The following is a 13,339-nucleotide window of genomic DNA, read 5'->3' as shown; positions in this document are numbered from 1 at the left end:
ATTTGACAATAATAAAGATAGATATTTTGATTTTATGTTAATAAGTGGGGCTAGTGATATTGTAAAGATATTAGATGATTTTAGAGTGATTAAAAGTATAAGGGGGTGAAGGATGGAAAAGATTGGAATTTTACTTGAAAATATTGAAGATAGCTTGAGCAAAAATAGAGTATATATTTTTGATGAAAATGGAGGAATTATAGGCTCTGATCCTGAGTGTTCTTTTAGTGTGCAAGATTTAAAAAAACAAATTAAAGATAAACACGCACAAATTAAATTTGAGGAAGGATTTTTTACGATTTGTCCTATTGATGATGCTTTAATTTTTTATAATGAATCTTTTTCAAAATTGCAAAGTGGTTTTGATGTGATTATTAATAAAGGAGATACTTTTAAAATAGGAAATTTAAATTTTCGTTTTGTAGATATTAATGATATAAATAATGAAAGCACAGAAGCTAAGCTTAAAATAGAGGATATACCAAGACATAATGAACTAGAAATTGCTATAGAACCTAGATTTAAAGTTAATATTGATCTTAATGATAATGCAAAAAATATTAAAGCTAAAAATAATTTAGATTTTGTTAAAAATAAAGAACAAAAAAATGATATATTAGAAATTCAAGATGATAGATTATTTGAATATCAAAATCTTTTAAATCTTATAAAAGAAAAATTTGAAGAATTAAAACAAGATCAAAAGAAAATTGATTTTGCTAAAGATTGTAGCTTGCAAAAAAAACAAATCGAAGAAATTATAGAAAATATTCCTCTTATAAAATCTACTAAGCTTATTAATATTATGGCTTTGACTTTGATTTCAAAAGAGCTCTATAGTCCTTTATTTGGCGGAATGAAAAATGACTTATTTATGAAATATTTAAGTGCAGCTATTAAAGATAGTATTGATAATGATAAAGAGTTGTTTGAAAATTTAAGTTTGCTAGCTTTAGAGGCGTATAAAGATAAAAATTAGAAAAAATTTTCTATGCTATTTCTCATTTCTGAAGTTTTAGTATAGTGATTAATTTCTGCTCTAAATGCACAAGCATTCTTATATGTTTTAGAGTATTCGTGTAGGTGTTTTTTAAAGATATTTACTCCTAAATTTCCATAATGTTTGACAATCTCATCAAAGTGAAATAAAATAATTTCTTTTTTCAAGGTTTTATCTATTTTTTTTCTTTCTTTAATTTCATAAAAAATCCAAGGATTTCCGATACTTGCTCTACCTATCATCAAGCCATCACATTTTGTAATGTTAAATACTTCATTAGCATTTAAAGCATTGATATCACCATTTGCAATCACTGGAATTTTTACTTGACTTTTGGCATAAGCTATAGATTCATAATCCGCATTCCCACTATAGAGTGCTTTTCTTGTACGTCCGTGAATGCTTATAAAATTTACCTCAAGTTCTTCGCAAATTTTGGCCATTTTTTCAGGATATTTTTCATCAAATCCTAGACGAAATTTAACACTAGTTAGAGATTTTTTATTGTATTCTTTAATGGTTGCAACAAGTTTTTTAAAAAGGTCTAAATTTTTTAGCAAAGCACTACCTGCACATTGTTTTACAACTTTATTGACTGGACATCCACAATTAAAATCAATTCCATCAATAAAGTCGATTTCATTTAATATTAAAACAGCTTTTTTGATAATTTCAGTATCACTCCCTGCAATTTGAACTATATAAGGTTTTTCAAGTTCTGCTTTTTTAAGCATATGTAGAGTTTTTTTATTTTCATATACTAAAGCATTAGAACTTATCATTTCGCTAATGGTCACATCAGCGCCAAATTTTTTAACAACATTTCTAAATGGCAAGTCTGAAAATCCTGCCATAGGAGCTAAAAATAAAGGCTTATTGTTAAAATCAATCATATAATTAATTTATCAAGATCAAATTTTTTATGATGCTCTCTTAATAAGAGAATATTGGAAAAATCACTAAATCTTTTTTCATCATTTCTAATCTCACTTAATAGTTCATCAAACATAGAAAAATTAGCTAAAAGATATAAATATGCTCTTAAAGCTTCATTATTTTTATCCTTTATTTTTTTAAAAATATTTAAAATTGCATCAGGGCTTAAAGATTTAGTGCTTGATTTTGCAATTTGCAAGTATTCTTTTTCATTTAAATCTGGTCTATCAATTAATACTTCAAATTCAGCTAAATTTAGTTTTAATTCTTGGTTTTTAAAACGATTAATGATAGTTAAAATTTGTTCTTGATTTTTATTTATTTTAATATTTTTTATTTGCTCATAAGTACCTTTTTTTATAAGTGTATCAAAAGCATATTCTGTAAGCTCATCTTCTATTTGCTCTGCATATTTTATTTTGTTATAAGCATAGTTGATATCATTTTTTATATGATTTTTTTCATTTTGCAAAAATAAAATGTTATTTTTTTCAAGTTTAAATTTGTTAAGATTGCAATATTCTCCACGTTTTACGCTATCAATTAGATCCAAAATATCATTTATTTTGGAATTAAGTTTGTCTTTTTGATGAGTTTTTAAAGTTTTTACTAAATTAGCAACTTGTCTAAATTCTTTTGTTTGAAAGTTAATTTTTGTTTCTTTTTCTAAAAGTAAGTCTATAATAAAACTTTCAAATTTATTGCTATCCTTTAAAAAGTGTTTAAATTTTAAATAATTTAAAAAACTATAAAAACTTATATGTAAAATTGTAAAAATTATAAATATAACAAGAACAAGTGCAAACCAAGTCATTACGGGAAGTTCCATAGAGTAATGAAATATATTTAAAGTATAAGTTCCAAGATCAAGATAAAATAAAAACAGCATTATAAAAATAATATAAACAAAAGAAGCAAATATAAAGAGACTAATTTTCATTGTTTTCGCCTTTTTCTATAATTTCTCTACAAGTAATGCAATATTTTGCATGTGGTTTGATTTTTAATCTTTCTATATTAATATCATCTTCGCAAAGTTCGCATATACCATAAATATTATTTTTAATTTTTTCTAAAGCTTTTAAAATTTCATTTAATTCTTCTTTTAAATTTGCACTAATAGCTAAATCAATTTGCGAACTTGTTTCTATAAGTGAAAAATCAACACTATCACTTGGAGCACTATTGTGCAAGGCTTCAATTTCTGCTGAATTGCTATGTAAATTTTCTATGATAAAATTTTTGCGTTTTTCAAGAAATTTTTTTAAAAAATTTAAATCGTTTTTATTCATTTTATTTCCTATTTATGATAAGGGTGGTTAAAATTGATACAAAAAGCTCTATAAATTTGTTCTAATAATAAAATTTTTACAAGTTGATGAGCCAAAGTAAAAGAGCTAAAACAAAGGCTAAAATCTAAAGTATTAATAAATTCTTTACGCAAGCCAAAAGCTCCGCCTATAAAAAAACTAATTTCATTTTTATCTTTTAATAAATTAGCAAATTCTAAACTATTAAGCTTTCTACCTTTTTCATCTAATACTATAGAAAAACCTTTTTTATAAGGTTCAAAAGCTTTTTCATAGCTTTTTTGAGCTTCTAAGGGACTAATATTTTGTGCAAGGGATATTTTTTGGCTAAAAAGATTAAATTCGTTAATTTGAGAATAATTAGAAATTAATTTAGTATATTTTTTTGTAAGTTCTTTAAGTTCGTCTTTTTTTTGTATGCAAATAATATTTACACGCAAACTATTTTCCACTTAAAAATTTTAAAACATCACTAAGATATTTTTTTTGCTCACTTCTTGGCACTATTGCATCTATAAGTCCATGTTCAAGTAAAAACTCAGATTTTTGAAACCCTTCTGGAAGTTCAGCGCCTATAGTTTGTTTTATAACTCTTGCACCAGCAAATCCTATTAAGGCACCAGGTTCAGCGATAATAATATCTCCAAGCCACGCAAATGAAGCAGAAACTCCACCCATTGTAGGGTCAGTTAAAACTGATATATAAGGAATTTTCTCTTTAGAAAGAAGCTTTAAAGCAGCACTTGTTTTACTCATTTGCATTAAAGAATAACTACTCTCTTGCATTCTAGCTCCGCCAGAAGCACAAACTATCACTAAAGGGCTTTTACTTACAATAGATCTTTGAACAGCGCGAACAATTTTTTCACCCTCAACAGATCCAAGACTACCACCCATAAAAGAAAAATCAAAAATAACAAGTTGTACTTTAAGAGCATCAATTAGACATTCTCCACTTACAACAGCACTTTTTCTTCCTGTTTTACTTTCGCTTTCGTTCAATCTTTTTTTATAAGATTTACTATCAACAAATTTTAAAGGATCGTTTGCTTCTAGATTTTGATCAAATTCGATAAAGCTTTGCTCATCGCATAAAAGCTCAATTCTTTCTTGGGGTGAAATTCTCATATGAAAATCGCATTTAGGGCAAACATTAAAACAAGTTTTAATTTCTTTATAATACATTAAAGCGTGACAATTGGGACATTTAATCCAATGTTCTGGCATTTCATTTGGACTAGGTTGTTTTTTTCTAATTCTTGAAAAAATATCTGCAAAATTCATTAAACACCCTTAAAAATTCTTAGAAACGGATTATATCAAATTATTCTTAGTGATTAATAATATTATAAAAGTGATTTATATAGTTATTTTTTAAATAAATGTTTATGATTAAATGTTTTTGAATTTATAGCTTTAAAACAAAAAATCTAAATGTAAAATATTAAGATTTTAAAAAATTTAAAGTGATAGCGTATAAAATGCCTTAAGATATTTAAGGCATTTACAATCCTATCACTCCAATGCGTGTATTTTCATAATTAGAATCAAGTACGATATCTATCATAGCACTTGCATAATCATCATAGCCTATTTTACTTTCGTTATTGGCATTGACTTCAAATTGTTCACCTATTATTTTATAATGATGACTTTTTGGAAGTTCTGGGATAAAATCAGCAGCTGGTGAAACATATATCCACTTAAAACCTTGTTCATTGCGTAGAAAATCAAGAACTTCTGCGGCAGCTTTGGCTATACTTAAATACTCTTTAGGAAAAGTTGGAGTATCCATAAGTCTTATAGTATGACTTTTATCCATATACAAACTTCCAGCTCCGCCTACAATGAATAATTTAGAATTACTTCCTTGTAAAATTTTACTTAAAAATTCTATATGTTTTTTATGTAAATTTAAATTTTCCCATTCTCCAAAAGCATCAATAATTACATCAAAATGAACTAAATCTTTAGCATTAAGCTCAAAAAGATCTTTTTGTATTATTTTAGCTTTAGAAGAAAATTCGCTCATTTTAGAACTATTACGCACAAAACAAGTAAGTTCCAAATTCCTTTCTAATGCTTCTTTTGCTATTGCTTTGCCTGCTTTACCACTTGCGCATAAAATTGCTATTTTCATAATCCATCCTTTAAAATGTTTTGATAAAAATAAGTATTAGAATTATAAATATACTTATATTAAAAAATCAAGTAGATATTATTTTATAATATAGTATATATTTTAGGAGTATTGTGTATTTTCAATATTTTTATTATATATTTTTTTTAAAAAAATATGTTATAATTTTTAAAAATTAAGGTTATAAATGAAAAAATATTATTCTCTTTGTCCAATTGAAACAACGCTTAATCTTATTGGAAATAAATGGAAAATTTTAATTATTAGAGATTTATTAGATGGAACTAAAAGATTTGGAGAGTTAAGAAAAAGCATTTCATCTACAAAAAATCAAAATATTTCTCAAAATGTTCTTACCCAAAATTTACGCGAACTTGAGGAAGCAAAACTTATAAAACGCAAAGTTTATGCAGAAGTTCCACCAAGAGTTGAGTACTCTCTTACACCTTTGGGAAATAGTTTAGAATCTGTATTAAAAAGTCTTGAAATTTGGGGAAATGATTATAAAAATTTAACTTAATTGTAAAATTTGAAATATTTTATAAATAAATTATCTTTATATTTTAAATTAATATAATCACTTTTTACAATCATAATTTTGCAAAAAGATAATTATAAATATAAAATTAATTTTACTTCAAAGCTTATAAAAAACAAAAAACTTATTTTTTGTTTTATTTTAGATTTATAATTTTATTTTGCATAAATTTCAAATCAATAAAAACATTACAAAATAAATATATCCAATCTATTTTTATATTTTGATTTTTGATTAAGAAAAAGGGATTTGATTTTTTTTGATAACATTTTTTTGATTTTTGGTTAAAAGGAGAAAAATGGCTATAACTTTAGTAGTTAAAAGGGCCAGTATGTATATGTTTATGATGGAAATAAAACGTTATATACTAAAAGTGGTGAATTAGTTGGCTTTACAAGCTCAAGTGCAAATATAAAAAAGAACTCGTATATATACACCTACGATGAAAAAGGAAAACAAATATCTTGTACTTCTGCAAGGTGATTTATGCCTTTTTAAGGCATAAAAACAATATCCACTAAGCTTTCATTTTCTAAAATTTCGCATTCTTTTGGTGCTATCATAAGTGCGGCTTTATTGTTAAGATTGTTTATAATTGCACTAGATCCTTCTTTTTTACCTTCTAAATTTACCAAAATGCGCCCATTTTTAAATTCTATATTGCAAGCTACAAATTCTAAATGTGAAGTTTTTTTCTTATAAACACCTTGTAAAAAAGCCTTGCAAATATAATCTTTTGGTTGAAGTAGCCAAGCGTTTAAAATTTCTCTTACATAAAGATTAAACATTACCATAGCTGAATAAGGAAAACCAGGTAGAGCGATGATAAATTTTTCATTCATTTTGGCTATTTTGATATGACGTCCTGGCTTTATGTCTGCTTTATTAATAATAAGTTCATATTCTTGAATGGCTTTTTTTAAAAAATCAAAATCTCCCATAGAAACTCCACCTGTAGTTACTAGGATATCACAGCTTTGCAAAGCACTTTTAAGGGTAGAAAAAGTAGCTTTTTCATCATCTTTTAAAAGAGGAAAAACTCTTGTATCACAATTTAATTTTTTGGCTAAATTTGCTATGGCTATATGATTTGATGATCTAATTTGAGCAGGATTTTCTAAAGCTTCTCCTAGATCTTTAATTTCGCTTCCACTGCTTAAAATACCTACAATAGGTTTTATAAATACGCTAATATGGAAAAAACCAAGTTCAGCTAAAAGTGCTATTTCGCTATAATTTAGTTTGGTTCCTTTTTTTAATAAAATTTCATCTTTTTTATAATTTTCTCCAATCTCTCTAACAGCAAAACCTTTAGAAACTTTTTTTTCTATATAAAGTGTGTTATTTTCTATGCGTATATTTTCAATAGGCACCAAAGTATCACTTCCTTCACTCATAAGCGATCCGGTAAATGTTTTAACACAAGTGCCGTTTAAAACTTTAAATTCAGGCATTTTTCCTGCTGGGGTGATACCTAAAATTTTTAAAGGTTTTTCTTGATCTTCAAATTTGATTGCATAGCCATCCATAGCTGAAGTTAAAAATTCAGGTTGATTTTTATCTGCTTTTATATCAATTGCTAAGATACGTCCTAAACATTCTGTGATAGCTATTTTTTCAATTTTTTCATAAGTTTTGATATGAGAGTGTAGAATTTTTAAACTTTCTTCATAAGACATTAACATAAATTATCCTTAATACCAATCTAAATAAATCTAATAGCATATTTATAATGTTTTTATATAAATTAATTTTTTAAACCCTAATAAATGATTATTTTAAAGTCTTTATTAATACATTTTAAAATTTATTATTAAATTTAAAGCAATTGTGTTTTATATCAATTTTTTAGCTCTAAATCATTTTAAAAGTCCAGCACCTTGTAGTTTGCTTGATCTATCTTTTGCATAAATTCTTTTTCCATTAATTACATCATATTTCCAAATAGGGGCATTTGCTTTAAAATCTTCTACAAAATCATTAATAAGCTTAAGTCCTAGTTTTCTCTGCTTACTTAAAATTCCTGCAAAATACGAACTTTCTCCTATTTTAACATCGCCAATAGAATGTGCAAACATAAACTTTATAGTTTCATTTTGAAATTTTTCTTGCCAAGAATTAAACCAAGTTTTAAGCAAAGGTTCATAAATGTCAAAACTTAAAGCTTCTATATTGTTATCATCTCTTACTATGCCACAAAAAGTAAGCAAAGCACCACAATTTTGTTTGATGCTAAATTCATACCATTTTGCATAAATTTCAGGGATATTTAAAGCTCCTTGAGTGAGTATAAAATTTTGCATCAACCACCACCTACAGGAGGCAAAAGTGAAATTTTATCTCCTGAGTTTAAAACTTGATTTTCATCAAAAATGATTTTATCATTTAAGGCAACCGCACAAAGCCCAAGCCATTCTTTTAAGCTTTCATCTTGTTTTAAAATTTCTTTTAGTTCTTTAAGATTATGCACTTTAAGTTCTATGCTTTCTTTGTTAATAGGACCTAAAAATTCTATTTTAACCATATTTACTCCGTTTTTATTCTGTATGATACTAAAATATTTTTAATATCAATCTTTATAATATTAAATTTAAACTCAAAAATTGATTTATATATTTTATTGAAATTTGTTATAAAAATAGTTGATTTTAAAATAGCTTTAAGGGGGGGGGTATAATCATTTTTTATTTTTTTAAGGAGAAAATTTATGATTAAAACCTCATTTTATGCAAACAAAGTTTTATTAGGGTTAAGTTTGGGGGCTATTTTAAATGCAAATGCATTAGCAAGTCAAACTATTGATATAAATTATCAAGAATCAGGGAGTAATTTCCAAGATAAATTTCAATATGATAAAAATACTCAAACTTGGATTCCTACTTTTGGATTAAATGAAGATACTATTATAAATATTGGAATTTGGGATTTTCCTGATTATGATGGAAATGATGAAATTAATCAAGAAGAAATGAAACTAAATATCGAATTAGCTAAGGATAAAACTTTAACTTTTAATAATAACAATAAAAAATTACTAGCAGAACAAAAGAATCCAGTTAATATAAATAATCTTAATGCTAGCGCTAAAAAAGTTGAAGCTAATGATATTATATTTCATTTTACAAAACCTTCGACGATTAATGCAGATTTTAGTGTGGTAGGCACAACAGAAGATGCTCCAGTAAATGATGAAGAAGCGGGTTCAGTTATAGGTATAGGAGGAGGTGGTGCTTCTTTGGCCAATCAAATTAATACAGGTTCTTTAACTATCAATGGAAATTTTAATGCTTTTAAAACTTTGATTTTATCCAATGTAGAAAATGCTTTTAGGGTAAATGGAACAGCTACTATTAAAAATTCAAATTTTGGTATTTTAAGAACAAATTATAGCGAGCTTGAAGCAAATGATTTTGTCTTAATAAGAGCAAAAGAATTTAATAGTGATATTTTAGATAAGAGTACTAATAATGCGGCTGGAGCTGTTTTATTTAAAGATTTAAACTCTTATTTAAGTACCAATAATGAAATTTTAAAGGATAAAAACAAATATAAAGATATTCTTCATACTGGCTACACTATAGATATTTCAGCTTCGGATAATTCTTTTGGATCTCTTGTTGATTATAAATTTGATATTAAAAATTGTAGTGGTGATAAATGTTTGGTTATTAATGGAGGGGCAAATGCTAATGCTAAAAACCTTCTTACTCAATTAAAAGTAGATATAGTTGCTTTAGATGCATTATTGGCTGAACTAGATACAAGTGCTCAAGGTTATGAGTTGGCAAAAGCAGATCTTGAAAATCAAAAAAGCGAAATTCAAAAACTCATTAACGAGGCAAATGAAAATGGTGGCAAGATAGATGATGATAAATATTTACAAACCATAGCTCCAAATTTAGCAGGAAATGATAAAAATGCGGTTTTAGTTTTAAGGGATGCGGCTGTTTTATTGGGAGCAATAGGGGCTGATTTAGCCAGTAGAGAGGGTGTTGAATTAGCACTAAATATTAAAAAAGATACAGATAACACAGGAAAAAATATATCTAATTTCAACTCAGCTTCTAATGCAACTAATACTACCATAAACGTATCCAATGATGTAGCTATTACTCAAAGAATAGCAATGCTTAATAATCCTTATGGAAATTATGCTTTAAAAATGAGCAATCTAAAATTTGCCGCTTTAGAAAGTGATATGAGACCAAATTATATAAATGATTATGCCAATAGCGTATGGGCAAATGCTTTTGGTGGAGCTAATATTATAGATGGCGATAGTGCGGCTTTATATGGTGCTACTATAGGTGCTGATAAACAAGCAAAGGATAATGTTTTACTAGGGACTTATTTTACCTATGCAAAATCAACCATTAAAGATAAACTTTTAGAACAAAAAAGTGATAATTTTCAATTAGGTTTTTATTCTATAATCAATTTAAATCCTAAAACAGAGTTAAATTTAAGAGCTTATGGGCAAATTTCACCTACCAATCAAAATAATGTTTTAGTTGATGGAGCTTATAAGGCTGATTATACAAGCAAATTCTTTGGACTTAGTGCAAGTTTGGGTCATATATTTGATTTTAGCAATAATACTTTATTTATTAAGCCTTTTGCGGGTATAAATTATTATTATAGCTATACTCCATCTTATACAGATAAAGGACTTGTTTCTAAAAATATTGATTCTATGAGCAATAATTCTTTTTCTCTTGAAATAGGAGCTGAATTTAGAAAATATATGAATGAAAGTTCTTATCTTTTTATCACTCCAAAAATAGAGCAATTTATTATTAATAATGGAGATGATTATGTGGCAAATCTAGCTGTAAATAACGCTTTTTTTACAAGTGTAAAAGCAAATGATAATAAAAAAACTTACGCTCAAGTAGTATTAGGTGGTAATTTAAACATCAATGAAAGATTAAGTTTTAATGCTGGAGTTGGTGCTAAACAAATATTAAATGGTAAAGTAGACAATAAAAATGAAACCTATATAAGCGGACAAGTAGGACTTAAGTATAAGTTTTAATTGTTTGCTTGATTGATTAAATTTTTCTAATAGAGTTTATTCTATTAGAAAAATTCTTTTATTGCAAATATTTATTTTAGTTGAGTAAAGGATTACCATTTCCTGAGCCTTGAGTTTTGTATTTTTTGACTACTACACCTTTTTTATTAAATTCAAAAACAGTACTTTCATCTTTATCAAATCCTGGCAAAGAAGTAATTCTTGTAAAATCATAATACCATATCTCTTTATTGCCTATATTTGTTTTTCTTACAGGATGGCCTATAATTTTTTCTACATCTTCTTGTGTGCTTTTTCCTATAATAATAGTATCTAGTTTATTTTGATTAACTTCTAAACCTTTTTGATAGCAAGCACTTAAAATAAAACCTAAAAAAATCCATAAAACCTATTTCATAAAAATTCCTTTTATTGTTTATTTTTTAAGGCTTTTGAGATTTTTTGCTCAACTTTATATTGATTAAGAGCATAGACAGCCCAAACCATAGCAGGTAACCAACCAATAAGAGTGATTTGCAAAATAAGACAAATTAAAGCAGCAAAGGGTCTTTTAATAGTTAAAAAACCAAGCCAAGGCAAAATAAAACAAATTATTAATCTCATATTTATCCTTTGTTAAAATTATGAAATTTCTATTATACCCCCCCCCATAAAAATAAGCTTAAGTATAATTTTAAAGACTAGATTTTTGTAGAGTTTTGGTGAAAAATTGTAGATTAAAATTATTTTATTTCAATACCAAAAGGTATTGAAATTTATTTTTGTATTTCTAAGATACCCATCATACCCAAATCTTCGTGTTCTAAAATATGGCAATGATACATTCTAATACCTTCATAATTTTGCACCATTCTAAGTCTTAATTCTTCATTTGGACGCACATTAATGGTATCTCTTAAGGCTCTAAAATTTGCTTTTGTAGTTTTGTCATTTAATTTAGAGCTTATAAGTTCAAATTGTGTTCCGTGTATATGAAAAGGATGATCCATATGAGATTTATTTATAATAATCCAATCTTCTACTTCATTTAATTTTGATTTAAGATCAATGCGTTTCATATCAAAAACTTTTCCATTAAGTAAAAACATAGAAGCAAGAGATTTTTTTATCTCATCTTCACTTTTTTTATCTATGCCGTGCATTTGCATATGATCTTCACTCATGATAACTTCTTTAAAATTCTTAGGTTCTTTTTGTTTTTCGAATTTTTTTAAAGTTGAAGGGATATTGATAGGATTTTTTTCTATTTTAATATCTGCTAAAAATAAATTTTTAGGTTCTTCTTTTACAAGCATTTTATCCCTATCATAATAAAGACTTTCTAATTTAAACTCACCAAATTTATCAGCTTTTATTAAAACTTCAACCCTAGAAGCAGGGGATAAGAATAATTCTTCTTGTTCTATAGGTTTTTCTATAAGCCCTCCATCTGTGCCAACAAGAATGAATTTTGCATTTTGAATTTTTAAATTTAAATATCTTGCTGAGCAAAAATTATAAATACGTATCCTTTCTGCATTGATTGTAATTTTTGGTTTTAATTGTCCATTGATTAAAACGATTTCTCCTTCTCTGCCATTGAGCCAATCATTTAAATTATTTTCAGGAATTTGAGCTTTATCATCTAAGCGTAAATCACTAATAACTAAATCTTTTTCTTCTAAATGAGATAAAGCATCTTTTTTAGCTTTTACTACAAAAGCTCCAGCTAGACCCATAAAAACTTGTTTGGCTGTGATGTAGTGAGGGTGTGGATGATACCAATAAGTTCCTGCACAATTTTGCGGTAAAGTAAAGCGGTAAATTCTTTCTCTTCCTGCTAAGATAGGATCGTGAGGATTGCCATCTTGATCAGGTGGCACCGGAAGTCCGTGCCAATGGATCGTAGTTGGCTCTTTGAGTTTGTTTTTAACTAAAATTTCTATAGTATCTCCTTCATAAACTTCTATTTTAGGTCCAGGAATAAGATCATTATAAGTGTAAAATTTGGTTTTAAAACCCTTAATAATTTCTAATTGACTTTCTTTAATTTCTATGGTAGCTCTAAAAAAATTTTTTTCTTTGCTTTCGTTTTTTAGAAGTTTTAAAGAATTTAAATTTTGATGTGCTGGGAATTTTTCTTCATCTATTAAATTTACTTTTTTGCTTAATTTTATAAAACTTGTATCTATATTTGAAGAGTGTGCTAAATTCATAGAATGCATATTGTGCATATTATGAGAATTTGCAGCATAAGCTATACTTGCACTAGCACCTGCTAAAATATTAAATTTTAAAAATTGTCTTCTATCCATTTTTATCCTTTTTGCTTAGATTTTTCATTATATTATTTAAAATTTAAATGTTAGTAAATGTTAAAATACGCATTATGAAATATTTT

Annotated in this window: 15 protein-coding genes; 3 read left to right on the top strand and 12 right to left on the bottom strand. The window is 26.5% G+C overall.

The features are described 5' to 3' along the window. The first annotated feature begins 112 nt into the window (after window positions 1–112). Window positions 113–979, top strand: a complete 867-nt coding sequence (locus GQV94_RS06445) for an FHA domain-containing protein (RefSeq protein WP_200170222.1) — start codon at window positions 113–115, stop codon at window positions 977–979. Here GQV94_RS06445 and GQV94_RS06440 read toward each other — a convergent pair. The 6 genes from GQV94_RS06440 to GQV94_RS06415 form a co-directional block, all read right to left on the bottom strand. Continuing rightward, window positions 976–1,893 carry a tRNA dihydrouridine synthase gene (locus GQV94_RS06440; protein WP_200170221.1) on the bottom strand — a complete coding sequence of 306 codons (918 nt, stop codon included), beginning with the start codon at window positions 1,891–1,893 and terminating at the stop codon, window positions 976–978. The genes GQV94_RS06445 and GQV94_RS06440 overlap by 4 nt on opposite strands. Then, on the bottom strand, window positions 1,890–2,876 hold the full coding sequence (locus GQV94_RS06435) for a hypothetical protein (protein ID WP_200170220.1): 987 nt from the start codon (window positions 2,874–2,876) through the stop codon (window positions 1,890–1,892). The genes GQV94_RS06440 and GQV94_RS06435 overlap by 4 nt, the downstream gene beginning before the upstream one ends. Next, complete coding sequence (gene dksA / locus GQV94_RS06430) at window positions 2,866–3,228, bottom strand: RNA polymerase-binding protein DksA (protein ID WP_200170219.1); 363 nt, start codon at window positions 3,226–3,228, stop codon at window positions 2,866–2,868. The genes GQV94_RS06435 and dksA overlap by 11 nt, the downstream gene beginning before the upstream one ends. 8 nt (window positions 3,229–3,236) lie before the next feature. After that, complete coding sequence (locus GQV94_RS06425; RefSeq protein WP_200170226.1) at window positions 3,237–3,686, bottom strand: 23S rRNA (pseudouridine(1915)-N(3))-methyltransferase RlmH; 450 nt, start codon at window positions 3,684–3,686, stop codon at window positions 3,237–3,239. A 1-nt stretch (window position 3,687) separates the two neighbouring features. Then, window positions 3,688–4,530 (bottom strand): acetyl-CoA carboxylase, carboxyltransferase subunit beta, encoded by an 843-nt coding sequence (gene accD, locus GQV94_RS06420; RefSeq protein WP_200170218.1) that lies wholly within the window; start codon window positions 4,528–4,530, stop codon window positions 3,688–3,690. A gap of 220 nt (window positions 4,531–4,750) precedes the next feature. Next, complete coding sequence (locus tag GQV94_RS06415; protein ID WP_200170217.1) at window positions 4,751–5,386, bottom strand: NAD(P)H-binding protein; 636 nt, start codon at window positions 5,384–5,386, stop codon at window positions 4,751–4,753. Between the two features lie 187 nt (window positions 5,387–5,573). On the opposite strand from GQV94_RS06415, the gene rrpB reads away from it, so the two are divergent. Then, a complete protein-coding gene (rrpB, locus tag GQV94_RS06410) occupies window positions 5,574–5,906 on the top strand; it encodes a MarR family transcription factor RrpB (protein WP_200170216.1) in 333 nt (110 codons plus the stop codon). 512 nt (window positions 5,907–6,418) lie between these two features. On the opposite strand, the gene GQV94_RS06405 is transcribed toward rrpB, so the two are convergent. The 3 genes from GQV94_RS06405 to GQV94_RS06395 form a co-directional block, all read right to left on the bottom strand. Then, entirely contained in the window at window positions 6,419–7,609 is a 1,191-nt protein-coding gene (locus GQV94_RS06405) for a molybdopterin molybdotransferase MoeA (protein WP_200170215.1), read from the bottom strand. Window positions 7,610–7,783: 174 nt separating this feature from the next. Continuing rightward, window positions 7,784–8,227, bottom strand: coding sequence for a molybdopterin synthase catalytic subunit (locus GQV94_RS06400; protein ID WP_200170214.1), 444 nt, complete (start codon window positions 8,225–8,227; stop codon window positions 7,784–7,786). Further along, window positions 8,227–8,448 (bottom strand): MoaD/ThiS family protein, encoded by a 222-nt coding sequence (locus tag GQV94_RS06395; RefSeq protein WP_200170213.1) that lies wholly within the window; start codon window positions 8,446–8,448, stop codon window positions 8,227–8,229. The genes GQV94_RS06400 and GQV94_RS06395 overlap by 1 nt, the downstream gene beginning before the upstream one ends. Window positions 8,449–8,631: 183 nt before the next feature. Here GQV94_RS06395 and GQV94_RS06390 point away from each other — a divergent pair, with 183 nt between their 5' ends. Beyond that, window positions 8,632–10,959: an autotransporter outer membrane beta-barrel domain-containing protein gene (locus GQV94_RS06390; RefSeq protein WP_200170212.1), complete on the top strand. Its 2,328-nt coding sequence runs from the start codon at window positions 8,632–8,634 to the stop codon at window positions 10,957–10,959. Between the two features lie 76 nt (window positions 10,960–11,035). Here GQV94_RS06390 and bamE read toward each other — a convergent pair whose 3' ends face one another. The 3 genes from bamE to GQV94_RS06375 form a co-directional block, all read right to left on the bottom strand. Then, on the bottom strand, window positions 11,036–11,323 hold the full coding sequence (gene bamE, locus GQV94_RS06385; RefSeq protein ID WP_325099655.1) for an outer membrane protein assembly factor BamE domain-containing protein: 288 nt from the start codon (window positions 11,321–11,323) through the stop codon (window positions 11,036–11,038). A 44-nt stretch (window positions 11,324–11,367) separates the two neighbouring features. After that, window positions 11,368–11,562, bottom strand: coding sequence for a YqaE/Pmp3 family membrane protein (locus GQV94_RS06380; protein WP_200170211.1), 195 nt, complete (start codon window positions 11,560–11,562; stop codon window positions 11,368–11,370). 152 nt (window positions 11,563–11,714) lie between these two features. Then, a complete protein-coding gene (locus tag GQV94_RS06375) occupies window positions 11,715–13,253 on the bottom strand; it encodes a multicopper oxidase family protein (RefSeq protein WP_200170210.1) in 1,539 nt (512 codons plus the stop codon). Between the last annotated feature and the right edge of the window lie 86 nt (window positions 13,254–13,339).

The sequence above is a fragment of the Campylobacter sp. TTU_617 genome (assembly GCF_016599045.1).
Lineage (GTDB): Bacteria > Campylobacterota > Campylobacteria > Campylobacterales > Campylobacteraceae > Campylobacter_D.
Note: the sequence above shows the minus strand (reverse complement) of the source record. Positions and strands in the feature narration are given on the sequence as shown.